The organism is Rhizobium sp. WYCCWR10014, assembly GCF_001657485.1.
Classification (GTDB): domain Bacteria; phylum Pseudomonadota; class Alphaproteobacteria; order Rhizobiales; family Rhizobiaceae; genus Rhizobium.
In genome coordinates this window covers 116,224-142,080 of sequence record NZ_LXFU01000030.1, presented here as the reverse complement: position 1 = coordinate 142,080, position 25,857 = coordinate 116,224, and the positions used below count along the sequence as shown (strand labels likewise).

Here is a 25,857-nt window from a genome sequence, read left to right as displayed (position 1 = left end):
CATGCCTCTGATTGATAGAAAAGTCGCAATTGTTACCGGCGCCAGTTCAGGTCTCGGCCGTGCGATTGCGCTGCGCTACGCCGAAGAAGGCGCGACCGTTGTGATTGCCGATGTCTCGGAGGCGCCGATCGAGGGAGGCGATACCACACTTGCCCGCATTCTGGCGGCAGGGGGAACGGGCCTGTTCATCAAGACCGACATCTCCGACTGGGCGGATGTCGATTCACTCGTCACGCAAACGGTGAAAGAGTTCGGTCGGCTCGACATCATGGTCAACAATGCCGCGATCTACACCTCGACCAATCTTCTCGAAACCTCTCCGCAACAGTGGGACCGGGTCATGTCGGTCAACGTCACCGGTTTCTTCTATTGCTGCAAGCGCGCGGCTGAGCAGTTCCTGACGCAGGAGCCTGAGGGCGAGGCGCGAGGGCGGATCATCAACATCTCCTCCCAGCACGGCATGCTGGCTTGCCCAGGTGATTTTCCCTATAGCGTCAGCAAGGGGGCGATCGTGCAGATGACCCGACAGATCGCCGTCGACCACGCCGTCAATATGATCCTCTGCAACGCGATCGCGCCGGGGAAGATCATCACTGGCAAGCCAGGTGTTGCCAATGATCCCGACGCGCTCGACTATTCGCGCCGGCGCACGCCGTGGCCGCGCCTCGGCGAACCGCGCGACGTCGCGGGGGCCGCCCTTTTCCTCGCCAGCGACATGGCGAGCTACATCACCGGCGTCAACCTGATGGTCGACGGTGGCTGGATGGCCGGCTGATCGGGTGCCGAACAACAATCGACAACAACGGAAAGGAAGCAGACGATGGATCTGGGATTGAAAGGCAAGATAGCCCTTGTGCTGGGGTCGGGCGGGGGGCTTGGCGGGGCGATCGCAAAAACGCTTGCCGCTGAAGGCGCTCAGATCGCGGTTGCCGACATTAACAAGGAAGCGGCCGAAAAGACGGTTGCCGACATTCGCACGGCCGGTGGCTCGGCGATGGCACTGGAATGGGACCTTGCCAATCTCGACTTGATCGCACCCAATCTTGCTGCCATCGAAAAGCAGCTCGGTTCGGTTGATGTACTCGTCAACATCACCGGCGGCCCGCCGCCGACACTGGTATCCGGTCAGAGCGCCGATAGCTGGCGTAAATATTTCGACAGCATGGTGCTGTCGGTCATCGCCATCAGCGATGCCGTTCTTCCCAAGATGCGCGAAAAGAAGTGGGGCCGCATCATCACCTCGACGTCGTCTGGTGTCGTGGCGCCCATTCCCAACCTCGGACTTTCGAATTCGCTGCGCATGTCGCTTCTCGGTTGGTCGAAAACGCTGGCAGGCGAAGTCGGTCGCGACGGCGTGACTGTCAATGTCGTCCTTCCAGGACGCGTCGCGACCGGACGCATCACCTTCCTCGACGAGCAGAAAGCCAAGCGCGAGGGCAAGTCGGTCGAGGACGTCTCGGCAGCCAGCACGGCGTCGATCCCGGTTGGCCGCTATGGCGATCCACAGGAATATGCCGATGTCGTCACCTTCATGGCGAGCGGTCGGGCATCCTACCTCACCGGCTCGGTCATCCGTGTAGATGGCGGCCTAATTCCGAGTGTCTAGGGATCGAGGGCCTGGCGAACGGGTCTTCGAATTGAAGGCGGTCCGGGGCATCGATTTCCGGATGGGGCTTGGTGTCGCTTGGAGCAAGGAAGACCGTTGCGGCTGCATGTCGTGGCGTACATAGCAAGGCGGCCCCGGCTGGTTGCGGCGGGCCAAGCACTGTCTCTGGATATTTTCCGCCGGTGGATGAAGCCGATCTGGCCGCTTTCCAGGGCTGACGGTCCCCAATTCAGTTGGATACGGAAGCAGTCATCTGACCAGTACGGACGCCGGTCGAAGCAGCGGGGCGCCGACTTCGAATGGGAGCACCGGTTACGGCGCAACATTCTCTCGCAACTTGCACCTATCAGACCAAGGTCCTAGCGTTGGAACGCCGTTCGCACTGGGGCATTACCTTGTCAGATTCATGAGCAGGAGGCATCGATGCCGACGGAAATCTGGCAAACGCCTATCGAGGTCGCGGTCGGGGGCGGTGATCACTTCAAGACCGTCAAAAACAGCCGCGAGGCCCTTGAGACGCTCATGACCTGTTGGCCCGAAAGAGGCGGGAAATCTTTCGCCATTGCAAAACGTGCCTGCATGAAGTCGCTCAGCGGGGAGGCGGAGCATGCTGCGGCAGCACGTGCTTTTCTGGAAGCGGCGATCGAAGCGGGTATCCTCCGACTTTAGAGACTGCATAACATTTCGCTTGTATGTTACGCATCCGTATTGGTTCTGGAACGCATCGCGAGAGGGCCGAACTTGCAGAAAAGCCTCGTCTTGCCATACGCCACCGAAACGCTTCGAGGCGGACGGCAACTCGATTGTCGGTGTGAATGTCCGACAAAAGGGGTGTTCCTATCGCCGTAGGCCGTTCGCAAGCCTAATGAAGGTTCACTCGGCGGCTTGACGGAGGGGGTACTCTTCTGGGAGCTCCGCGGGAGCGATGATCTCGAATTCCGTCGGCATAGCATGCTGATCTGTTCCCAGTAGCGCCAACGTCCAGTAGTCTGGCTCCTTACCGAAGACCGTGGAGACCTGAACGACGGTCGTTCGTCCGTCGAAGTACCTAGAGGATTTCGCCCAGTAAAACGCACCAGGAACCAAACTTGCTGCAACCATGACGCCTACTCCAGTGACTCGTGGACGATAGCAGAAATCCCGGAAATGAGAATGCCTCAGCTTGTCCACGTCGTCATCGGGTAGATACCGATCCCGCGTCAACTTGGCCGGCTTCCAATTTCGCATTCTCGCCCGTCGACCTTCCGGCGCAGAGACGGAACGGCTGCAACGGCGCTAGCTCGGCGAACCTTTATCGGTCGCGGATGTTCCCGGATATCGACGTCCCCACAGCAGCCATCCCCTTGCTGGCTCGATCGGGAAGTAATTTGCTTCGATCTTGGAGCAGGGAGTTTCCTCGAAGGGTCGTCCGTCATATGAAGTGAAGGCGCTTGCCGACGTGCAACGCCCTGGCGTGTCGTCAAAGTAGGATCCGACGAATGCGACACTGGCATGCACTGGATAGGTTGAGCGACCGGGCCGCCGGGCGCCTTGCACGGACTTCCTTCGGTTGCGACGATCGACGCGTCGTTGTTCCTCTGGAATCGCCAGATTGATGGAAATTAAAGCCCGAAATCATTTGGCGACGACCTGAGCTCGCGCGATCAGGCATGGGATCATCAGATACTCATCAACACCTCATCGGCGCGACGCTCGCCGGCATGCTCAGCCGCGAACTCAAGGCCAGTGATGTGATGATAATCGACAGTGACTGCCCGCGAAACTGGTCATGTTGCTCTCCTCCGGATCGCGGATCAACAGCATCTCGGGATACGAAAATCCTAGAAGGTCGGGCTCACCTCAGCCTCTATTCCCTCGAGCAGGCCACGATCCCCCTATCAGCGGGCTGCCCTTGGTGCCGCCTTCGTTGGATAACGTGCTGGGCCTATAAAATCTCTATTTGATCTCCTCGGTGTCTGGTTTCTCTGCGTTCTGTTGTTCGGCAAAAAGTGACCAGGCAGAGATAAACAAGGCGGCAATCAGGGGGCCAATAACAAAACCATTGATGCCGAACAGGGAAATGCCGCCTACCGTCGAGATCAGTACGACATAGTCGGGCAGCCGCGTCCCCTGGCCCACCAGCGGTGGACGCAGCAGGTTGTCGATTAGCCCTATGACGAATACGCCGACGAGAACCATGATCGATGCTTTCAACCAGGCACCCGTGAGGACTAGCCAGATCGTGGCTGGAACCCATACAAGCGCTGCTCCAATTGCGGGCAGCATCGACATGAACGCCATGGTGACGCCCCACAACAGTGCCGCCTCGACTCCTAAGGCCCAGAATGCTACTCCACCGATCGTTCCCTGGATCATCGCAATGATGATATTCCCCTTAACGGTTGCCCGAACGACAGCGGAAAACTTGTCGCGAAACTGGCGGGTATAGTCATCGTTGAGAGGGATTGCATGTCGGATCGTCCCGCCAAGCTCAGCGCCATCCCGGAAGAGGAAGAAAAGCAGATAGAGCATGATCCCGAAGCTGACGAAGAACTTCAGCGTGTTTTGACCAAAACTCACCAGGCTGCCGGCGACCGACCGGCTTACTTGTACTGCGCCTGCGGAGATGTTAGCGCGAAGGTCGGCGAAGCCGCCAAGCTTCAATGCGTTCAGCCAGTTGTCGACGAAGCCGGGCAACGCATTCTGAATCCGAACTAAATAGTCATTGAGGTCGATTTCGTTGCTGCTTATCCGTTGGTAAAGACTCGTGCCTTCCTGGATAAGAGAACCGAGGATAATCAATGCCGGCACGATGACGAGACCGATGCATATCAGCACCGTCACCAGGGCAGCGATGCCTCGGCGCCCCCCCAGCAGAAGCGCCAGTCGCACGTGCACTGGAAAGAAGATGATCGCAAGGATCACCGCCCACAACACAGCCGCGTAATAGGGGACAAGCAGCCAGATGAACGCGATCGTCACTAGCGCTAGCAGGACATAAAAGCTCGTACGTTGGATTGACATGTTTGCCTTGTGTCGCTGCCGACTCTCCATTCCTAACCATAGCCCTGCCACGCCATTAGGCCAACGCGAATCGACCTGTGAGGAACGTGGACCGACGTTGGGCGATCCTCCTCGGCACGCTTCCCTTGCAAGGTAGCCGGCCTAGTCGCCGAGATTCATACTGATCGGTTGGCGTTCATGCCGTCGCGAGCCATCCATCGCGGATATGCCGGTGGCCCTCGCGATAGACCGACTCCGGTGTTCTCGGAAAAGTCGCGCCAGATCTTTGTGGCGGCGGCAAGATCCTTGGGCCGTTGGCCGAAGGCCTCGGTTGTCGGGGCGTAGTGCCCTAAAGGTCGCCGCCCAGGGAATGTTGCCGCGTCCCGGTACGCCACGGTCGTTCTTCGAACCTGGACATGGACGATGCGGTCACTGGGTCACGTGAACGCGCGGATGGGACCGGTCTCTTCGATTTTGCTGTAGAACGTATCATGCATGGCGCGGATATGCGGATGTATCGGTGGCCCACCGCGATCTGATCAAGCGGGGTAACTAGTATCACCCCAGTTGAGGGGTTACAGCGTGACTTATCGAGTGCAGATAAGCCGGCAACTAATCCAAAGTGCTGCGTGGACATAATGTTGCTTTGGTAATATTTCTCGTGCCATGTATATTGCGTAGGGGGACAATATGAATTCAGTGTCGGTAGCATTAATTGACGATCATCCTTTGATGTTGGCAGGATTGACTGACATCCTTAGCAAACAGTCCCCGTTTATCGTTACCGCGACTGGTTCAACCGCAGATGAAGCATTGGAAATCGGATTAAAATTGAAGCCGAATGTTTTTATTGTTGACTTGATGATGCCTGGAAATATTTTCGACACCATCACAAAACTCGTCGAAAAGGTTCGGACCAAAATTCTTGTTTTTACGGCGATGACAGGAAGCGATTACGCCGTGCGCGCGCTCAACGCAGGCGCAAGCGGGTATGTCCTCAAAGGAAGCAGTGCTCAAGAACTCATCCAGGCTATAGCGACCGTCCATCGTGGCGATATGTTCATCACCCCGGCGTTTGCCTGCAAAGTCATTGAGGAGCTTAAAATAGCCTCGCTCCGAAAAATGGCGGGCGGAGAAGTAAAGCTTAGCATACGGGAGGGTCAAATCATCAGGATGCTTCTGCGGGGATTCACGAACCGCCAGATTGCCACGGATCTGCGAATTGGCGAGAAGACCGTCAAAAACTACATGACGATCCTGATGCAAAAGTTGAACGCGCGAAACCGCCTGGAAGTGCTGATTGCGGCTCAAAAGCTCGAGGGGAGCAGGGACGCGGCTCTGCGCCACTAGATGCCATTGCTCTCCAGCGGCACCACGATCCGAAGTTCCGTTCCGAGACCGATCTGTTGGAGGATATCGACTCTGCCGCCGAACGCTTCAACCCGGTTGCGAATGCCCTGAAGGCCGAGTGGCCTGCGGCGTTGATTGGCGCTGCCGCTCGCAAAACCCGGCCCGTCGTCGCAAATGACGACCGTTATGGCCGACGGATCGGCTGAAGCGGACACACGTTGGTTGCGACCCGCACCGTGACGGAAAGCGTTGTTGAGCCCCTCCTGAACTACTCGATAAAGACAGATCTTCAGCGGATGTGCGACACGCTCGGGCAGCTCGTGATAGGTCGACGTGACATTTGATCCGGTTACATATTCGTGCTGTTCAACCGCCATACGCAACGCCGCCTCCAGGCCCATATGTTCCGTCTCCGGCATGACCAGCCCTGTCGAAAGCTCACGCAGCTCAGTCAGGACCTGGCTTGCGATATGCGACGGCGCAAGGTCGGATTCTTTCACATCGGACGCGCAATCGAAGGTGGTCCTCGACGTACCGGCAGTGCTGGTGGAACCTCCCAATCTGAGAATCAACAGACTGAGAAGTTGAACAGGACCGTCGTGCAGATCGGAACCAATGCGGTTCAAGAGCTGCTCGTTCGACTTCGTGGCATCCATCCGTGCTTTGTCGGCTGCCTTGCGGAGCTCGGTATTTTGCCGGGCCAGCGCCTGGGCCTGTGTCAGTTGCAGCTTCAGGGTCGTTCTTTGACTGGCGATAATATTGCTCGCTCGCCGGACGATGAGGAAAAGCAGCGCCATGATAGCAAGGCTTGTTGCGCCGACGAGCGCCCATGTGCGACGCTGAACTCGGTCACTTTGGACGACGAACTCGGTTGCATCCTCGTAAAGCTCTCCGACTGCAATAATGTCGCGAGTACCGGACCGATAGATGGGCGCGTAGATTTCGAGGAGCGGTCGATCGGGGGACGAACTATCAGCATCGCCGTCGTTATGGCCATTTTCAAGTTGTGCAACAACCTGCCCCGCGAAAGCCCGTTCGATTGCATTCGATGGAAACGTCTTGCCAATGAGAGATTTGTCGGTGCTGTAGACCACCAGCCCGTCATGGCGCCAGATCCTGAAGCTCTCGACTCGCCGTGCGAGATCGGTGCCGATTAGCAGATCGTCCAGTTCGTTTCGACGGGCTTCGGAAACCCGCGGGTCGGTTCCGGATCCTTCAACGTGCCGAGCAAGAAAGCCCTCCATGTAGAGGGCTCCGGATTCGGCCCGGCTCCGCAGCTGGTTGGCGGCGATCTGCACGTTCAGCCATTCGCCAAGAATAGCCATTGAACCGCAGACGACAAGGCCGGCAATTATCAAAAATTGTGTTTTCAATTCAAGGCGTTGCCAGAAGGCGACGATACCCACATTTTCGCCGCCAGACCTCTTCCTGAATGGGACGTAAGTCACATTTTCTCCGGGCCCAAGGTCCCGTCCTCCTGCAGACGAAAGTCCATGCATGTCGCCGGACCTTTGGAACTATCCCGTGGTCTCTCGGCGCGACAAGATCCAATCATCGCAGAGAATGCTGAAGATTTTCCTATTGGCCATTCATGCCTTGGACGCCCGAGTAGAAAAATCTCGCAAACCAAACGATGCCTGCAAGCGCAGGGTTCGGAAGAAGCATTGCAGGAACGACAGCGGTTCCCGTGCAACCAAAGGGGAGAGTACAAATGGTTACCTATATTCGATCGGATCTCGATTTCATCTTGGCGCAGATCAAGATTGCGGAACGGCACGCCGCAGGCGAGCCGCTGTTCGGCCAGGGCGGTCTCATCCCCACCTACAACCTGGCTTGGGGCCTACGTACGGTCGATGGCACCTACAACAATCTCTACCACCCGGAATGGGGTGCTTCCGACAACGAATTCCCCGAAGGGCTGGGCACGGATTTCCGCACTATCATGGTGCCTGCTGGCCCGGGTGGACCGCTTGTGCCGGTGAGCTATACGCCCGGTGTCGACAATGACGGGCCGGGAACCGCTGGCCCCAGTGATGTGTTCGACCCAACAGTCCGGACAATTTCGAACCTCCTCGTCGACCAAACCCTTGGCAACCCGTCCGCCATCCTGACAGCCTTGCAAAGGGCAGGCATTGTTGCCGGGCCAGACCAGATGACGGTCACGGCACAGATTTCTGCGGCCTACGCCCCGCTCGTGGACGAGTTCAAAGCCGTGTCGGACGCCCAGCGCGCTTATGCGGCCGCATCGGCCGCAGCCTCGGCAAGCCCGGCCAACGTTCCGCTGCAGGAAGCGGCCGCAGCCGCCGCCGCAGTCCTCGCGGCTGCTGAGACAGCACTGGATGCCGTCGATGACGAGCTCATGGCACTTCTTGTGGCCACTGGCATCGAACTGGATGGTCCCAATGTCGTCATTACCAACACCGCGCCCGACGAGGGGCTGTCGGCGCCGTTCAATTCCTGGTTCACGCTGTTTGGCCAGTTCTTTGATCATGGTCTCGATCTCGTCAACAAGGGCGGCAATGGTACCGTATTCATTCCGCTGCTGCCCGATGACCCGCTCTACGTTGAAGGCGGAAATACCAATTTCATGGTCCTCACCCGCGCGACATTGGCAGGACCAGGTCCGGACGGTGTTGTGGGAACGGGCGATGATACCAATCGTCCCGTCAATACAACCACCGCCTTCGTCGACCAGAACCAGACCTATACCTCACACCCATCTCACCAGGTTTTCCTGCGGGAATATGTACTGAATGCCGCCGGCGATCCCGTAGCGACGGGCAAGCTTATCGAGGGTGGGAATGGCGGCATGGCAACCTGGGCGGATCTCAAGGCCCAGGCCGCCGACATTCTGGGCATCCAGCTCGTCGATGCCAACGTCGGCAACGTTCCGCTTCTTGCCACCGATGCCTACGGCAACTTCCTTCGCGGCCCGAACGGCTTTCCGCAAATGGTGACAGCAAGCGGCCTTGTCGAGGGCGATCCGTCCGCCAACGGCGGTCTGGGCGTTTTGGTGCCCGCCAACGCTATCCTGACCGGCCATGCCTTCCTCGCCGACATCGCTCACAACGCCGTTCCGACCGGACTTGCCGACGGTGACATCGAGATTGGCCTTGAAAATCCGGGCAACGAACCCGGCGTCTACGACAACGAATTGCTCGACGCGCACTATATCGCTGGCGACGGTCGTGCCAACGAAAACATCGGCCTGACCGCCGTCCACCATGTGTTCCATTCCGAGCACAACCGGCTCATGGAGCACACAAAAGCGGTGGTGCTGGCGACAGGCGACAACGCCTTTATTCAGCAATGGCTGGTCCCCGGCGCAAACATCGCCGACGGCATTCAAGATCTCGAGTGGAATGGAGAACGGCTCTTCCAGGCAGCCAAATTCGGCACAGAAATGCAGTATCAGCATCTGGTGTTCGAAGAATTCGCCCGCAAGATCCAGCCGAATATCAACGTTTTCCTCGTTCCGGACGGGTATGACGTCACGATCGATCCCTCGATCGTCGCCGAGTTCGCCCATGTGGTTTATCGCTTCGGCCACTCGATGCTGACCGAGACGATCGATCGGTACGATCCTAGCTTCACCGAAAATGACATCGGTCTGATTGAAGGCTTCCTGAACCCGCTTCAGTTCGAAAACAACGGGACCGGCGCGACCGTCGATGCCAATATCTCGGCCGGTGCCATCATCCGCGGCATGACCCGACAGGTGGGCAACGAGATCGATGAATTTATCACCAGCGCACTCCGTAACAACCTTCTCGGACTGCCGCTCGATCTTGCGACCATAAACCTGGCGCGTGGCCGCGACACAGGCGTGCCCTCGCTCAACGAGGCACGTCGGCAGTTCTACCTCGCCACCAATGAAGATTCCCTGCTCAAGCCTTACGAGAGCTGGGTCGATTTCGCCGGCCACCTCAAGCATGAAGCCTCGATCATCAACTTCGTTGCAGCCTATGGGACGCATTCCCTGATCACCGGAGAAACGACGATCGAGGGAAAACGCGACGCAGCGCTGACACTGATCACGGGTATTGCTACCGGCAAATTCGCGACGATGGCGGGGTTCGTGGTGCCGGCCGACGCGGTCGACTTCCTCAACGCAACCGGTGCTTATGCGGGCGGTTCACTCGGTGGGTTGGAAGATATCGATCTCTGGATCGGCGGTCTGGCCGAAGCGATCATGCCTTTTGGCGGCATGCTGGGCTCCACCTTCAACTTTGTCTTCGAGATACAGATGGAGAAGCTCCAGAGCGGCGATCGCTTCTATTATCTACAGCGCCTCGACGGTTTGCACCTGTTCGGCGAAATGGAAAACAACTCCTTTGCCGCGATGATCATGCGCAACACCGACGCGACGCATCTACCGTCCGATGTGTTCTCGACCCCAGGCCTAATCCTGGAAGTCGAACAAACGCGACAATTCAATGACCTCGACGGTGACGGCGTGCTCGAGAGCAGCGATCCGACCGGAAGCGGCATCCTGACACCGTTGGTGATCCGCAATAATCCGGGCACCGTCGGTCCCGACGGCAACTATCTCCGCTATACCGGCGGCGATCATATTGTTCTCGGCGGTACTGATGATGCCGACATTCTCGTTGCCGGCATCGGCGACGACACGCTCTTCGGCGATGCCGGCAACGACAGGCTCGAAGGTGGTTTTGGCAACGATATCATCAATGCCGGCGACGGCGACGACATCGTGACCGACAGCGGTGGTGACGATAATTTCAAGCTCGGCGCCGGCAACGACGTGGTTCATGCCGGCCCAGGTCTCGACCTGGTCATGGGCAACGACGGTCAGGACTTCATCTTCCTCGGCACGGATATGGGCTCGGAGGTTTTTGCCGGCACAGGCAACGACTTCATCTACGGCAACCGAAACGCTGAACGAATCCTTGGTAACGAGGGAAATGACTGGATCGAGACCGGCACCTTCGACGGTGCCCCTGGTGACAATTTCGATGAAATCTTCGCTCACGACCTGATTGACGGGCACGACGTGTTCCTCGGCGATGGCGGGTTTGACGAGTTCATCGGCGAAGGCGGCGACGACATCATGGTCGGAAGCGCTGGTCGCGGCAAAATGGTCGGCATGTCGGGCTTCGACTGGGCCACCTACAAGGACAATGTCCTCGGAGTGAACGCCAATATCTCGATACCGATCATCTTCGACGAGGCGCCGATCCTGCCAGAAAACGCCGCTCTCGATGAGTACGAGTCGATTGAAGGCCTGTCCGGTACCCGGTTCAACGACGTGCTCACCGGCTCGGAAGCCCTGGCGGCTGATCGCCTGCCGGCACCACAAGGCGGTACAGAAGGTTATGCCGGCAGCGCGCTCGACGCCGACGGCATCGCCCTCATCAATGGCCTTCAGGCATTGCTCGGCGCCGGAGTGACCTCCTTTTCTGCCGGTGACATCATCCTCGGCGGTGATGGCAGCGACGTCATGAAAGGCCTTGCCGGCGACGACATCATTGACGGCGACAAATGGCTCGATGTGCAGATCGGCGTCTTCGCGCTTGAGGACGTCAATCATACCGGCACACCAAGCGAACTGGTCAACAGCATGACGGCATTGGCGGCTCGCATGTTCAACGGGACGATCAATCCCGGTCAACTTGCGATCGTTCGGACCATCCGGACCGATACGACGGGCGGCGATATCGACACTGCCGCCTTCCAGGGCGCCCGCGCCGATTATACGTTCGGCGCAACCGCCGATGGACAAGTCACCGTCACCGACGTCACCGAGCTCAACCTCGACGGCTCCGACCGACTGCGCAATGTGGAGCGGCTCCAGTTTACCGATGGAGCGGTCGGCCTGATCGTCGGTACGGAAGCCAATGACGTTCTCAACGGCACCGCTGGCGATGATCTGATGCTTGGCCTGGGCGGTAACGACACCCTGAACGGTGGCGACGGCAACGACATCCTCGTCGGTGGCCCCAGCACGGCCGGCTCTTCAGGCAGCTACGCCGATAATTTCAACAACACCGCGCTGAATGGAACGAGTGGCGCAACACCATGGACGTCGTCCTGGGTCGAGACGGGCGACAATAGCGGCACAAACAGCGCTTCGGCAGGCCAGATCCGTATCGACGACGGCACCAATCAGCTGCGCCTGCGCGATGACGACAACGATACCGGCAACGGCACGGCGACGATCACGCGAACGGTAAATCTGTCGGAGGCGTCGACCGCCACCGTCAGCTATACCTTCAATGAGAACGGCTTTGATGGAGGAGAGACGGTCACGGTGCAGTTCGCCGCCGACGGGGTCAACTTCAATCAGACGATCCAGACCATTGACGCGAATTCCGGCAACGGATCGAGGGTCAACATTCCCTTGAACGGGCCGTTCGGCGCCAATTCGGCGATCCGCTTTGTGGTGGCCGGCACGAACAACAACGGCGATTTTGTCGGTATCGACGACTTGTCGATCGCTTTCTCTAGTGCCGTCGAGCTACTGAACGGCGGTGCCGGTAACGATACTTATGTCATCAATCTCGGCGACGGGTTCGATATCATCAACGAAACCAGCGGCAGCGACCGCATCACGGTCGGAGGAACCGTGCCACCGGCGCTGCCGGCCGCCCTCGACGGGCTCAACATGTTCGAAGTGACGACCGGCGGCGGCAACGACGATCTCGTGGTCCAGTTCAATGGCCAGCAAGCCACCGTCACTGATCACTTCGACACAGTCGGCGAGGCTGTAGAGTTCATCAACTTCAATGGCAGTACATTCGAAGGCTACGTTCTGACCGGCGACTATGCACTGAGCACGGATGATACCGGTGAGCGGACTGCCGCAGTCGGCATCAATACGGCGCTGGCAGGCACGACGGGTAGCGATACGCTGACCGGCAATACCGGCTTCGACCTGCTCTTCGGCCATGACGGCAACGATACGCTCAATGGCGGCCTCGGTGAGGATCTGCTCGTTGGCGGTATCGGCAGTGACACACTCGACGGCGGCGACGATATCGACACGTTGGTCGGCGGCGCCGGAAACGACACCTATATCGACGACACCGGCGAAGATCTGATCGTCGAGGCCACGGGTGGCGGAACCGACACGGTCGAGACGACCGCGGCACTCTACACGCTGGCGGCCTTCGCCAATGTCGAGAACCTGACCTATACGGGTGTTGATGCCGACCAGTTCGTCGGTACTGGCAATGACGGCAATAACGTCATCACCGGCGGTGATCTCGCTGATACTCTGACAGGCCTTGGCGGTAACGACACGCTGAACGGCGGCCTTGGTGCCGACACCATGGTGGGCGGCATCGGCGACGACATCTACGCCGTCGACGATGCAGGCGACGTGGTGACGGAACTGGCGGCAGGCGGCACGGACCGGGTCGATGCCAGCATCGACTACACGCTTCGCGCCGAGGTGGAGAACCTCAATCTCATTGGCGCGGCGGTCACCGGTCGCGGCAATACGCTCGCCAATACGATCAACGGCAACGGCGCCGCCAACCAGCTCTTTGGCGGAGGCAACAACGATACGCTCAATGGCGCTGACGGCAATGATCTGCTCGACGGCGGCGAAGGCAACGACACGCTGAATGGCGGCGACGACAACGACACGATCATCGGCGGTGCCGGCGATGACACGATCGATGTCGGCGGTGGTGTCAACACCATCATCTACAGTGCGACCGGCTTCGGGGCTGACAGCATCAGCAGCTTCGACGCCACCGGTGGAACGCCGGCGACCCAGGATCGCATCGACCTTAGCGGACTGGGAGTAACGGCGGCGAACTTCAACAACCGGGTGTTCGAAACTGCCAGCGGCGCCAACACGATCATCACCATCCGCGAGAATGGACCGGCCTCGACCATCCAGGGCACGATCCAGATCAACGGTGTCAATAATGCCGGCATCGATATCTCCGACTTCACGCTCGCCACTGCCGGCAATGTGATCACTGGCGCTGCAGCCGGACAGACGCATAACGGCACCGGCGGTGCCGACACGATCAACGCCCTCGGTGGCAACGATACAGTCAATGCCGGAGCCGGCAACGACATTGTCAATGGCGGGACAGGCAACGACACGCTGAACGGCGATGCCGGTGACGACACCTTCAACTGGAACGCCAACAACGCGGCGGCGGCGTCACTGGCCAATTCCGATGGTCGCGATGTCGTCAATGGCGGCACGGAGGGCCAGGCCGGTGACACCTTCGTGATCACAGGCAATGGCGCAGTCGCGGAGACCTACCGCATCTACACCCGCGCTGCATGGGACGCTCTGGCCGGCAATAATGGTGCAAGCCTCAATGCCGCAACCGAGATCGTCGTGACGCGGGGAGCCAATACCGATTTCGCCACCTCCGTCATTGCCGAGTTGCGCGAGATCGAGGAGATCCGCATCAACGGGGCCGAGCCGTCCGGAGCTGGCACGTCCGGCGGCGACACGTTCCAGGTGATCGGGGATTTTGGCGGGACAAGTCTGCGGCTGAACACCATCACCATCGACGGTGACGCCGGTGACGATACGATCGACATTTCGGCTCTGACTTCGGCGCATCGCATCGTATTCCGCTCGAACGGCGGCAACGACACGATTGTCGGCACCTTGCGGCCGCAGGACGTCATCGAACTGCCCGCAGGCGCGACCGCCGATGATTACGAGGTCACGACTGACCAGAACGGCGTGACAACGATGACAGGCAACCAGCATAGTATTCGCTTCACCAGCGAGGGCGGCCTGCCGCAATTCAACGGCAATGGCGATGACGAAACCGATACGCCGCCGCCAGCACCGCCGACACCGCCGACTCCCGAAGCAACAACGGGAGCCCCGATTGCCGGTACTGCCGCAGCCGATGTTCTTCTCGGCACCGCAAGCGGAGAAATGATCGTCGCATTCGGCGGCAATGACGTGGCAACCGGCGGTGCCGGCAGCGACATCATGCGCGGCGATGACGGTGACGATCTCCTCAGTGGGGAGGCCGGCAACGACATGGTCTTCGGCGGCGCCGGAAACGACGACCTGCTGGGCGGCGCCGGCAATGACATGCTCTATGGCGACGCTGGATCTGACCGCGTCTTCGGCGATGCCGGCGACGACATGATCCAGACCGGTGCCGGCAACGACACCGCCCATGGCGGCGACGGCAACGACATGTTCGTTGCCGAAACCGGCGACGGCGATGACGTCTACTATGGCGATGCCGGCAGCGACACGCTGGATATGGCGGCGATCACCTCCAACCTGACGGTCGACCTCGGCAGCGGCTTCATGGGCAGAGGAAATGCATCGAGCAGTCAGTCGGGTAACGATACGCTCTGGAACATCGAGAATGTCGTGACGGGCTCCGGAAGCGATACGATCACTGCCAACGCTTCCGTCAACATCATCGACGGCGGGGCAGGAAATGACAAGTTCCTGTTCCGTTCCGAAGCGGACGCCGACGGCGATACGATCATAGGCTTCCAGCCCGGAGACAAGATCGACCTCAGTGGCACTGACGCCAACAATGCTCTCTCCGGAAACCAGGCCTTCACCTTGGTAGCCGCCTCGACACTCAGTGGCCCTGCGCAACTGATCGTCACGCATGAGGCCCGTGCCGACGGCGACTATACTGTCGTGCAGGGAAGCGTCGACGGCGACAGCAGTGCCGAACTCCGCCTGAGCATAAAGGGGAACCACAACCTCACCACTTCGGATTTCAACCTGTAATCCGTGAGATGCAGCGTTCCGGCTTTGCCGGAGCGCTGCATGCGCCAACATCAGCAAGAAATGGTGAACGACATGCGCCCCAAGACTCCGTTGACCGGCAACAAGCGCAAACAGGTCGAGAAACTGACACAAGGACTTCGGGGAATATTCGTATTCCTCTTCATCACGTCCGGCGTCATCAATGTTCTCGCCCTGACCGGTTCCTTCTACATGCTGCAGATCTACGATCGTGCGTTGACCAGCGGCAGCGTTCCCACGCTGCTTGGACTTTCGGCCCTGGCGATTGGCCTCTATCTGTTTCAAGGATTCTTCGACATCATCCGATCGCAAATCCTGGTTCGCATGGGCGCTCGGCTCGACAGCCGCATCGCTCCCATGGCGCATCAGGTGGCAATCGACATGCCGCGTTTCGGCTTTTCGACAGCAGAATCTCTGGAGCGCGGGCGCGATGTCGATACGGTTCGAGCTTTCCTCGGTGGCCAAGGCCCAGTCGCCCTATTCGACCTCCCTTGGGTACCCCTCTATCTGATCTTCGTCTACATGCTTCACCCCTACCTGGGTGCGCTCACCTTCGCTGGCGCCTTCGTCCTTTCCATGCTCACGATCGCGACGGAACTCATGACCCGTCGGCTGGCAAGCGCCACACACAGGTCGGGAATAGAGCGCAATGCTATCGCCGATTCCAATGCCCGCAACGCCGACATCCTGAAGGCCATGGGATTTGCGGGACGAGCGGTGGATCGTTTCAACCGCGCCAATCAGGATCATCTCGAACTACAGACCCGCACGAATGACATCAGCGGCACATTTGGGGCCATATCCCGTGTGCTGCGGATGATCCTGCAGTCGGCTGTTCTCGGTCTCGGTGCCTGGTTGACGATCCAGGGCGAGCTATCGGCTGGCGCAATCATCGCCGCTTCGGTTGCCTCGGCGCGCGCGCTTGCTCCCGTCGATCTCGCCATTGGAAATTGGAAGAGTTTTGTTGCTGCCCGCACCGCGTTCATTCGGCTGAAGGAGACGGTCATAGCACTGGCGGGAACCGTACCTCCGATGACACTGCCTGCACCTGCCCACTCGCTGAAGGTGGAGAAGATGACCGTGGCTGCTCCCGGCTCTGGAAGGGTCCTGCTCAGTGAAGTCAGTTTCGAGATCGCTGCGGGACAGGCGCTCGGTATCATAGGGCCAAGCGGCGGCGGCAAGACGACGCTCGCACGCGCGCTGACCGGCATCTGGCCGACCCTTCGCGGCAGCGTTAGGCTTGACGATGCTGAACTCACGCAGTGGTCGGACGCCGATCTCGGTCAACATGTGGGATATCTGCCGCAGGATGTGGCGCTGCTGGATGCGACGATCGAAGAAAACATATCCCGGCTGGAACCAGAGGTCGACGCCCGTGCTATTGTCGACGCGGCCCAAACGACAGGCATTCATGAGATGATCGTGCGAATGCCGGACGGCTATCGCACAGCCTTGGGCCCTCAAGGCGTTTCGCTTTCGGCCGGGCAGCGGCAGCGCATCGGCCTTGCAAGGGCACTTTATCGCAATCCCTTCATCGTCGTCATGGACGAACCCAATTCGAACCTCGATGGGGAGGGGGAGATGGCACTCACCCAGGCGATCAAGGCGGTTCGCGCCCGCGGCGGCATCGCGATCGTGATCGCCCATCGACCCAGCGCTCTCGCGGCGGTCGATACGGTTGCTGTTATCCAGAACGGAAAGATGGTGGCGTTCGGTCCGAAGGACGAAATCCTCAAGCCATCGGCGACAGAAACCTTCAGCAGACCCGCCGGCGCGACTCAGGTCGGGTCACGCATCACAGCGAGGATGTCGGAATGATCGAGGTAAAGGGAACAAAATCCGCCAAGATAGAAGACGATCCGCACGACCGGTATGTGCTCAAGTCCGAGGACAAACATTCAAGGGTCCCACTGTTTTTTTCGCTCCTTTTGACGGGATTCGCGCTCTATCTGAAAAGTGCTCTGTCAAACCAGCAAGAGGCCCCAAATGCAGAACAGCAACCGGCCGACGACCTTCCCGACGCCGCACCAGTGAACGACACCAGCGCGATCGGTTCTACGGTTCAGCCGCAGGACGAGGCGGACGAGAGGGTACCAGCGGCAAGGAAGGCGGCGGTTATTCCACTCTCGAGCTATAAAAATGCCGTGAGTTATCCTCTGACAGAATCCCTGCCGATAGAATTCAGCAGGATCAACTTGCCAAGTTTGGCGCTGCTGAAAACCTTTAACGGGATCTCCGTTTCCTTCCATGCATCGAACGACAATGTCTGGACGGCTCCGAAGCAAGCACTTTCGGTTGTGCGACCTCCTCCGTCCAGCGGAGATAAAGCCCGTCCTTCCAATGCCCAACCCGCATCTGAAAAGGCTGCCAACCGTGCGCCTCGCGTCAGCGGTCCGGTCACGCTCGCGGATGTTTCCGGTTGCGCAGGTGCGTTGATCGGTCTGGTCGATCTTCTGCGAGGCAGCGTGGATCCGGACGGCGACGCGATGTCGATCAGGGACATCAGCGTATCTTCGGGCCGACTGGTGCAGACAGCCGGCGGCTGGACATACGATGCCGCCATGCTCGGCCCGGTGACCATCACCTACCAGATCAGCGACGGCAAGGTCTCGGTGTCGCAGACCGCTCAGTTCTCCGTCGTCAAGCCGCCCCCTGTTGTCGGAACGGCTGGCGACGACCTGCTTGTTGGCAGCAATTGCGCCGACGACATCGATGGACTGGCCGGCAATGACAACATTGACGCCAGGGACGGCAGCGACACTGTGAGCGGCGGCGATGGAAACGACAACATCGTGGCCGGCAGCGGGAACGATATTGTTTTCGCCGGTGAGGGCGATGACGTTGTTCTTGCCGGATTGGGCGACGATCAGATCTGGGGAGGTGCAGGCAACGACCGCTTGTATGGCGAGGAGGGCAGAGACAGCATCTTTGGCGACGCTGGCGATGATGTGCTCAGCGGCGGTGCAGGCAACGATATGCTGCTCGGAGGTGACGGCCACGACATCTTGACCGGCGATGCCGACAATGACGTCATCGATGGCGAAGGTGGTAACGACAGGCTCGACGGCGGAGACGGCAGGGATATCCTACTCGGGCACAAGGGCACCGACAGCCTCGACGGCGGCGCCGGCGACGACGTGTTAAGCGGCGGTGACGATCGCGACACGGTCAAGGGAGGCTCAGGCGATGACGCGATTATCGGCAATGCTGATCGGGCAAACGACGGTTATGACGGTGGATCGGGTATTGATGTGCTCGATTATTCAGCGCTCGCCGAGGCGGTAGAGATCAATCTGGCAAACGGTACAGCCTCCGGCGCCGAGATTTGCAACGATTCAATCTCGAATTTCGAAATCGTGCGCGCCGGTTCCAGCGATGATTCAGTCACGGGCAGTGCAGAGGCCGAGGAAATACACGGTAACGAGGGAAACGATCATCTGCGCGGCGGCGCCGGCACGGACCTCGTCCAAGGTGGTGATGGGGATGATATCGTTGTCGGTGATGCCGATGGGGCGGCAGACAGCTACGATGGCGGAGACGGCATCGACACCCTCGATTATTCTGCAGCCGTCCTGTCGATTGTCGTTGATCTCGTTGCAGCAAATGCAAGCGGGGCTGAAATTGGTAGCGACAGCATAAGCAGGTTCGAAGTCATCAGAACTGGCGAGGGCGACGACATCTTGCGCGACGATGAAGGCGTCGATTGCCTCTCTACCGGCGACGGTGATGATATCGTGGTGGCGGCTGCCGATGCGTCGGATGACGACTACCGAGGTGAGGAAGGTCTGGACACGATCGACTACTCGCAGGCCGCACACGGCGTGCTCATCGACCTGAATACCGGCACGGCCACCGGTTTTGATGTCGGGCAAGATCTCATCGACGGATTCGAAAAGGTCGTGGGCGGCGCAGGCAATGACGTCGTCCGCGTCGGGTCGGCGGCCGTTCTCATCGAAGGCGGAGCTGGCGATGACACGTTCGAGTTCAGCGTGCCGGCCGGCGAAAGCAGCGCCGATCTCGTTCATCAGATCCTGGATTTCATGGTGGGAGACCGCATCGATGTATCGAAGTACAAGATCTTCGAGGAGGTCATGGACGGCCTGGAGGAACGCTTCGAGAATATTTATGGCGAAAAGGCTGATGCAGAAGCCCTGCCGATCCGGGTTCGCCATGAGGGAACGGACGAATTGAGCCAGACCTTCATCGAAGTCGATATGGACAAGGACCAGCATTACGAAATGACGATCAATCTTACGGGCCACCACTTGCTCGTGATCGTCGAGAATGCATGAACAACGGCTCGGGAGAAAAGAAGTGTTCCATACTCAGACGAAAGCACCGCCTCCATTCGCACCTGATGCGAACAATACGTTTCCGGTGGCATCGCGCGTTCTTGCCGGTCTAACTCTAGGACTGCTGCTCTTTGCTGGCGCGGGCGGATGGGCGGCAACAACCCAACTGCAGGGCGCCATCATCGCGCCAGGCATCATTAAGGTTGATCGCAACCTGAAATCAATTCAGCATCGCGACGGCGGCATTGTCAGTGAAATCGCGATCAAGGAAGGTGATTTCGTGTCGAAGGGGCAGATCATGCTACGCCTCGACGACGCCCAGACCCGTGCCGAACTTTCCATTGTCAAGACGCAACTCGTCGAGCTGACCGCGCGGCAGGCGCGGCTGGTTGCCGAACGCGACAACGAGGATGAAATCGTCCACGCGCCGGAGTTCGCCGCAACCCTCACCGAGTTTCCTCTTATCTCCTCCGGCGAACGCCGTCTGTTCGATGGAAACCGGCGCAATAGACAAAATCAAAAGCAGCAGTTGCAGTACGGAATTTCGCAGCTCGAAGAGGAGTTGAAAGGCCTCATTGCCCAGCATGACGCAAAAACCGATGAACTCGAACTTGTGCGGATCGAACACGTCAAGATCAAGGGTCTGGCCGACAAGAAGCTCATCGACACGTCACGCAAATATTTTATCGATCGCGAACTGTCAAAGCTGACGGGCGAGAACGGAGAGGTTCAGGCCAATATAGCGCGCTCAAGAGCACGCATGAGCGAAATCCAGGTTCAGATCATCGCCATCGATGAGGCTGCACGTACGGAGGCGCAACGCGAATTGAGCATCATAGAACCGAAAATCTCCGAGTTGACGGAACGGCGTATCGCTGTTGAAGATCGCCTGTCGCGCACCGATATAAGGGCACCTTTGTCGGGAACGGTGAACGAGCTCTTCGTTCACACGATCGGCGGTGTCATCACCCCGGCCGAAAAGCTGGTGACGCTGGTGCCGAATGACGCCGCACTTAAGATCCAGGCCAGACTGTCACCAACCGACATCGATCAAGTATTTGTCGGGCAGGATGCAAGAATGCGGTTCTCTGCCTTCAACCAACGTGCAACGCCGGAGCTTCACGGCAGCATCGCCTATGTCTCAGCGGCCACAAGCACCGATCCTGCGACAGGGCAAATATTCTACCTGGCCGATGTCGCGGTGCCCCCCGCCGAGCTTGCAAGACTCGGCGACAATAGGCTTCTGCCGGGAATGCCGGTGGAAGTCTTTGTCTCCACCGAAGAGCGGACCGCGATGTCATTTTTTGCCAAACCGCTCACCGATCAGTTCAATCGCGCATTCCGGGAGGAATAACTCTCTATGCGAAGCTATGCTGGTGAAGGGTCGCCTGCCTCACCCCGCTCGCGGGGCAATAGTTGACGGTAAAAAGCTGCGTTTCGACGCGGGTGTTGGGTGTTGTCGACGCCGCCTCGGGCGACCGGCTGCCCCTCCATGTCGGTTCGCGGCCCAGCCGCGCAAGACAGGGATCACGTCGCGGGTCGCCCATTTCTGTCGCACGGATCTTGCGATCCCCCCGAAAGTTTCTTAGGTCATCCGAGGTCTTGCATTCTGCAAACTCCGTGTTCGAGAAGACCGACATGATCCTCACCCTCGCAGGCGTTAGAAAGTCCTATTCCACCGCCGAGGGCCCGATCGAAATCCTGAAGGGCGTCGATCTGGAAGTCGCTGCGGGCGAAAGTGTTGCGCTAACCGGAGAGTCCGGCAGTGGCAAAAGCACATTGCTGCATCTGGCAGGCGGGCTCGACCGTGCAGACGGCGGCTCGGTCGTGATGGATGGCAGCGATCTGGCGCTATTTGCAGAGAGCGAACGGGCCCGATACCGGAGAACCAGGGTCGGCCTTGTTTTTCAACAGTTTAACCTCATTCCATCCCTGAGCGTCGCAGCCAACATCTCGTTCCACGCCAAGCTTGCAAACCGATACGATCACGCTTGGGAAGCGCAGTTGGTCGAGAAACTGGGGCTGGAAGAATACACCGCCCGATATCCCGAGCAGCTTTCCGGAGGCCAACAGCAGCGCGTTGCAATCGGCCGAACCTTGGCTGCTCGACCTCCTCTCATTCTTGCGGACGAGCCAACGGGCAACCTGGATGAGCAAACAGGCGATGTGGTCCTCGATCTGATGCTCAGCCTCGCCCGGACTGTGGGATCGGCTCTGCTTCTCGTCACCCACTCCACGAGGCTTTCAGCTCGTCTGGACCGAACGGTGGTCCTTCGCGGTGGGAAGATTGCCGAATGAACTTCGTTGCCTTCGCAGCCTTGCTGTCACACTGGCGTCGGAAACCTCTTCAGCTTCTGACGCTGGTCATGGGGATTGCGCTTGCGACGTCTCTCTGGTCCGGCGTTCAGGCCATCAATGCCGAGGCTAGGGCGAGCTATGCCCGGGCGGCTTCGGTTCTGGAGCAAGGCAACCTCCGGCAGATCGTCGCCAAGGACGGTGACGGCATAGCGAGCGAGGTCTATGGCAGCCTGCGTCGAGCGGGTCTGAAGGTCTCGCCCGTGATTGAGGGCACCTACCGCTTTGGCAGCACAAGGATCAGATTGGTTGGTATCGAACCTTTGACCATGCCAAGAGACACCCGGAACGAGACCCCCGCCAGCAGCCCGGACCTATCCGCCTTCTTTTCAGGCCGCGGACAGCTGCTTGTGTCGAGCGCCACTGCCGAGCGGCTCCGTGGCGTCACGGACATGAACATCAAAGTCGACGGCAAGGTTCCCGACGGTGCTGCCTTCGTCGACATAGCGGTAGCCGATCGATTGCTCGACAAGCACGGGAAGATCGACCGCCTGGTGGTCGCGGCCGATCAAAGGATCACCGCCGAAGCAATCGATCAGGCGGGATTGACGATCCGCGAACCGGGTGAACAACCAGACGTCGCTCGCCTCACAGACAGCTTCCACCTCAACCTTACGGCTTTCGGCTTCCTTTCGTTCATCGTCGGGCTCTTCATCGTGTATTCGGCCACCGGCCTGACCTTCGAACAGCGTCGAGGCACTTTTCGCACACTCAGATCTCTTGGTGTCTCGCTTCGAGCATTGATCACGGTGCTCTTGATCGAGCTTTCGATGCTGGCGCTGATTTCCGGTTTGATCGGCGTCATACTCGGCTACGTCATTGCATGGCTCCTGATGCCGGGCGTTGCCGCGACCCTCAGGGGCCTCTACGGCGCCGATGTGTCAGGCTCGCTATCCATTCGGCCGGAATGGTGGCTGGCTGGACTGGCGATTGCCCTCGGAGGAACCGCCGTCTCGTCTGCCCAGAGCCTGTGGCGGGTTTGGAAGCTGCCGATTTTAGCCGCCGCCCAGCCGCGAGCATGGGAAAGAGAGTCGGCCAGATCGCTTGCCTTTCAAGCGGGAACGGGTGGAATTCTGCTGATCATGGCTGCTATCCTTGCGATTACTGCGTCCGGGCTGGTGGCGGGTTTTGCGGTACTTGGCTGCCTGCTTCTTGGCACAGCTCTGGTGCTGCCTGCACTTCTTGCCATCATCCTGACCAAAGCGCAGCACTTGGCACGCAGCGCCCTTATGGAATGGTTCTGGGCCGACACCCGCATACAGATTCCCGGCCTGTCGTTGGCTTTGATGGCTCTGCTGCTGGCATTGTCGGCAAACATCGGCGTCGGCACGATGGTCTCGAGCTTCCGGTTGACTTTCATCGGATGGCTCGATCAACGCCTGGCCGCCGAGCTTTACGTCACTGCCAAGGATGAGGAGGAAGCCGCGCGTCTCCGAGTCTGGCTTCCACCACGCTCAACCGCGCTCTTGCCCATCTGGAGCGTCGACGCCGAGGTGCTTGGCCAACAGACCCAGATCTTTGGTGTCGCGGACGATCCGACCTACCGGGAGCACTGGCCTTTGATCGCTTCCGACGCCGACGTTTGGGCAAGGATCTCCGCCGGGCAGGGTGCTCTGATCAATGAACAGATGTGGCGTCGCGGCGAAGCCAAGATCGGCCAGCCGTTGGTCATGCCTGGAGGCTGGCGCGCAACCGTGGTCGGCGTCTACTCGGACTATGGAAATCCGAATGGGCAAGTGATTATCGGGATCAATACCCTGGTCGATCATTACCCCGATGTCCCGAAACTTCGCTACGGTGTCAGAGTGGCTCCCGAGCAAGCCCAGGATCTGAAGCGCCAGTTGGTCGAGGAGTTTGGTCTGCCTGATACCGCGATCGTCGATCAGGCTTCGCTCAAGCGACAATCGAGAGCCATCTTCGATCAGACATTCAAGGTGACGGGCGCGTTGAACGTCCTCACCCTTGCTGTGGCAGGATTTGCCATGTTCTCAAGTCTCCTGACGCTGTCAGGTATTCGGCTTCCACAGCTCGCGCCCGTGTGGGCAATGGGTGTCCGGCGACGGGATCTGGCGCTCTACGAAGTTGCCCGGACACTTGCACTCTGGCTGGCAACATTTGTGGCTGCGATCCCGGTCGGCCTTGCCCTGGCGTGGGTCCTGCTTGCGATCGTGAACGTGGAGGCATTTGGTTGGCGATTGCCGATGATGGTGTTTCCAATGGATTGGTTTTGGCTGGGAACAATCGCTCTTGCTGCTGCATTGCTGTCGGTGCTGGTGCCGGTTCGGCGGCTGGCCTCGATCAATCCTGCGGACCTGCTGAGGATTTTCGCCAATGAACGGTAGAAAGTCGGCATCTGTCCTGATAGCGGCGGCTATGATCTGCGCGAGCGGTCAGGCATTTGCGCAAGGCTTCGCCGGATTGGGATCGGATGCGCATGGTTTTGCGATCCCGGAGCAAGGTTCAGTTCTTTCTTTCCCCGCCGATCATGGCGCTCATCCTGATTATCGCATTGAGTGGTGGTATGTGACCGCTAATCTCAAAGACGAGGATGGCAGGCAATATGGAGCGCAGTGGACGCTGTTTCGCTCTGCGCTGGCTCCGGGAGACAAGGCAGGTTTCGCGGATCCGCAGATCTGGATCGGGCACGCGGCGATCACCACTCAAGGCCATCAGTATGTTGCAGAGCGCTTGGGACGGGGAGGCGTCGGGCAGGCAGGCGTTGCCGCAAGACCGTTTCGGGCTTGGATAGACGACTGGCGGATGGAGGATAACGAGCGATCCGGCTTGGACGCCCTTGGCAACCTTTCAGTCTCTGCGGGTGGGCTGAACTTCAGCTACACCTTAGACCTCAAGGCCGACGGCCCGATCGTTCTTCAGGGAGACAACGGCTTTTCGGTAAAGTCGGCGAACGGACAGGCGAGCTACTATTACTCACAGCCTTTTTATGAGGTGGCGGGAACGATCACGACGTTCGGAGCGCCGGTTAAGGTCACCGGCAAGGCCTGGCTGGATCGGGAGTGGTCGTCGCAGCCGCTTGCGTCCAATCAGACGGGTTGGGATTGGTTCTCACTGCATCTGAATTCCGGCGATAAGCTGATGGCTTTTCGCCTTCGTGATGACGAGGACGGGTTCATCTCTGCGAACTGGATATCCGTGGACGGACGGACGACACCTTTGTCGAAAGACGACATCCAACTGGAGCCGACGCAGAAGGCAACGGTCGATGGGCGCCGGATGCCGGTAGAGTGGCGTATACGCGTGCCGGGTAAGTCGCTCGATATCACCACGAAACCGCTGAACGAGCAGTCCTGGATGGCGACCTCTACGCCTTATTGGGAGGGGCCGATTAACGTTACAGGCTCCGCGTCAGGTGTCGGATATCTTGAAATGACCGGCTATTAGCGGTGATGTCTCAAACGAAGCTCCTCCGTCGATCGTGCGAGCCGGCCAGGCTTGGTTCGGAACGCCTCATCGGAGAAGTGTGGACCTCAATGGCGGCCTCTTCGGGCGGTAGGGATGTCCTGTATACGGTGCAAAAACCG

Annotated in this window: 14 protein-coding genes and 1 pseudogene; 11 read left to right on the top strand and 4 right to left on the bottom strand. The window is 59.1% G+C overall.

The annotated features are described in order from the left end of the window. Position 1: 1 nt before the first annotated feature. The 3 genes from A6U98_RS11460 to A6U98_RS11450 all read left to right on the top strand — a co-directional run bounded on the left by A6U98_RS11460 (position 2) and on the right by A6U98_RS11450 (position 2,275). On the top strand, positions 2–775 hold the full coding sequence (locus A6U98_RS11460) for an SDR family oxidoreductase (RefSeq protein ID WP_064649875.1): 774 nt from the start codon (positions 2–4) through the stop codon (positions 773–775). Between the two features lie 45 nt (positions 776–820). After that, positions 821–1,606 carry an SDR family oxidoreductase gene (locus A6U98_RS11455; protein ID WP_064649874.1) on the top strand — a complete coding sequence of 262 codons (786 nt, stop codon included), beginning with the start codon at positions 821–823 and terminating at the stop codon, positions 1,604–1,606. A gap of 423 nt (positions 1,607–2,029) precedes the next feature. Then, entirely contained in the window at positions 2,030–2,275 is a 246-nt protein-coding gene (locus A6U98_RS11450) for a DUF982 domain-containing protein (protein ID WP_064649873.1), read from the top strand. 204 nt (positions 2,276–2,479) lie between these two features. Here A6U98_RS11450 and A6U98_RS37610 read toward each other — a convergent pair whose 3' ends face one another. From A6U98_RS37610 to A6U98_RS37605, 3 genes and pseudogenes are all read right to left on the bottom strand, one after another. After that, positions 2,480–2,707, bottom strand: a complete 228-nt coding sequence (locus A6U98_RS37610) for a hypothetical protein (protein WP_064649872.1) — start codon at positions 2,705–2,707, stop codon at positions 2,480–2,482. Between the two features lie 834 nt (positions 2,708–3,541). Beyond that, the gene (locus A6U98_RS11440; protein WP_064649871.1) at positions 3,542–4,609 is read right to left on the bottom strand and encodes an AI-2E family transporter; all 1,068 of its coding nucleotides are present in this window, start codon (positions 4,607–4,609) and stop codon (positions 3,542–3,544) included. A gap of 175 nt (positions 4,610–4,784) precedes the next feature. Continuing rightward, positions 4,785–5,120: pseudogene (locus A6U98_RS37605) on the bottom strand (sugar phosphate isomerase/epimerase); the annotation flags it as partial. 158 nt (positions 5,121–5,278) lie between these two features. Between A6U98_RS37605 and A6U98_RS11435 the strand changes: the two are divergent. Continuing rightward, on the top strand, positions 5,279–5,938 hold the full coding sequence (locus A6U98_RS11435) for a response regulator transcription factor (protein WP_064649870.1): 660 nt from the start codon (positions 5,279–5,281) through the stop codon (positions 5,936–5,938). Here A6U98_RS11435 and A6U98_RS11430 read toward each other — a convergent pair. Next, positions 5,935–7,344, bottom strand: a complete 1,410-nt coding sequence (locus A6U98_RS11430; RefSeq protein ID WP_064649869.1) for an ATP-binding protein — start codon at positions 7,342–7,344, stop codon at positions 5,935–5,937. The genes A6U98_RS11435 and A6U98_RS11430 overlap by 4 nt on opposite strands. A gap of 305 nt (positions 7,345–7,649) precedes the next feature. Here A6U98_RS11430 and A6U98_RS11425 point away from each other — a divergent pair, with 305 nt between their 5' ends. From A6U98_RS11425 to A6U98_RS11395, 7 genes are all read left to right on the top strand, one after another. After that, a complete protein-coding gene (locus tag A6U98_RS11425; RefSeq protein WP_064649868.1) occupies positions 7,650–15,650 on the top strand; it encodes a peroxidase family protein in 8,001 nt (2,666 codons plus the stop codon). Positions 15,651–15,722: 72 nt separating this feature from the next. Then, positions 15,723–17,486 carry a type I secretion system permease/ATPase gene (locus tag A6U98_RS11420; RefSeq protein WP_064650075.1) on the top strand — a complete coding sequence of 588 codons (1,764 nt, stop codon included), beginning with the start codon at positions 15,723–15,725 and terminating at the stop codon, positions 17,484–17,486. Beyond that, positions 17,483–19,960: a cadherin-like domain-containing protein gene (locus tag A6U98_RS11415; protein ID WP_064649867.1), complete on the top strand. Its 2,478-nt coding sequence runs from the start codon at positions 17,483–17,485 to the stop codon at positions 19,958–19,960. The genes A6U98_RS11420 and A6U98_RS11415 overlap by 4 nt, the downstream gene beginning before the upstream one ends. A gap of 22 nt (positions 19,961–19,982) precedes the next feature. Further along, a complete protein-coding gene (locus A6U98_RS11410; RefSeq protein WP_064649866.1) occupies positions 19,983–21,314 on the top strand; it encodes an HlyD family type I secretion periplasmic adaptor subunit in 1,332 nt (443 codons plus the stop codon). 284 nt (positions 21,315–21,598) lie between these two features. After that, positions 21,599–22,258: an ABC transporter ATP-binding protein gene (locus tag A6U98_RS11405; RefSeq protein WP_064650073.1), complete on the top strand. Its 660-nt coding sequence runs from the start codon at positions 21,599–21,601 to the stop codon at positions 22,256–22,258. Continuing rightward, positions 22,255–24,657, top strand: a complete 2,403-nt coding sequence (locus A6U98_RS11400; protein WP_064649865.1) for an ABC transporter permease — start codon at positions 22,255–22,257, stop codon at positions 24,655–24,657. The genes A6U98_RS11405 and A6U98_RS11400 overlap by 4 nt, the downstream gene beginning before the upstream one ends. Continuing rightward, on the top strand, positions 24,647–25,717 hold the full coding sequence (locus A6U98_RS11395) for a lipocalin-like domain-containing protein (protein ID WP_064649864.1): 1,071 nt from the start codon (positions 24,647–24,649) through the stop codon (positions 25,715–25,717). Before A6U98_RS11400 ends, A6U98_RS11395 begins: the two co-directional genes overlap by 11 nt. Positions 25,718–25,857: the final 140 nt, after the last annotated feature.

Coding starts and splice junctions, on each gene's coding strand:
- A6U98_RS11460 (WP_064649875.1), top strand. CDS start 2: ATGCCTCTGATTGATAGAAAAGTCGCAATTGTTACCGGCGCCAGTTCA.
- A6U98_RS11455 (WP_064649874.1), top strand. CDS start 821: ATGGATCTGGGATTGAAAGGCAAGATAGCCCTTGTGCTGGGGTCGGGC.
- A6U98_RS11450 (WP_064649873.1), top strand. CDS start 2,030: ATGCCGACGGAAATCTGGCAAACGCCTATCGAGGTCGCGGTCGGGGGC.
- A6U98_RS37610 (WP_064649872.1), bottom strand. CDS start 2,707: ATGGTTGCAGCAAGTTTGGTTCCTGGTGCGTTTTACTGGGCGAAATCC.
- A6U98_RS11440 (WP_064649871.1), bottom strand. CDS start 4,609: ATGTCAATCCAACGTACGAGCTTTTATGTCCTGCTAGCGCTAGTGACG.
- A6U98_RS11435 (WP_064649870.1), top strand. CDS start 5,279: ATGAATTCAGTGTCGGTAGCATTAATTGACGATCATCCTTTGATGTTG.
- A6U98_RS11425 (WP_064649868.1), top strand. CDS start 7,650: ATGGTTACCTATATTCGATCGGATCTCGATTTCATCTTGGCGCAGATC.
- A6U98_RS11420 (WP_064650075.1), top strand. CDS start 15,723: ATGCGCCCCAAGACTCCGTTGACCGGCAACAAGCGCAAACAGGTCGAG.
- A6U98_RS11415 (WP_064649867.1), top strand. CDS start 17,483: ATGATCGAGGTAAAGGGAACAAAATCCGCCAAGATAGAAGACGATCCG.
- A6U98_RS11405 (WP_064650073.1), top strand. CDS start 21,599: ATGATCCTCACCCTCGCAGGCGTTAGAAAGTCCTATTCCACCGCCGAG.
- A6U98_RS11400 (WP_064649865.1), top strand. CDS start 22,255: ATGAACTTCGTTGCCTTCGCAGCCTTGCTGTCACACTGGCGTCGGAAA.
- A6U98_RS11395 (WP_064649864.1), top strand. CDS start 24,647: ATGAACGGTAGAAAGTCGGCATCTGTCCTGATAGCGGCGGCTATGATC.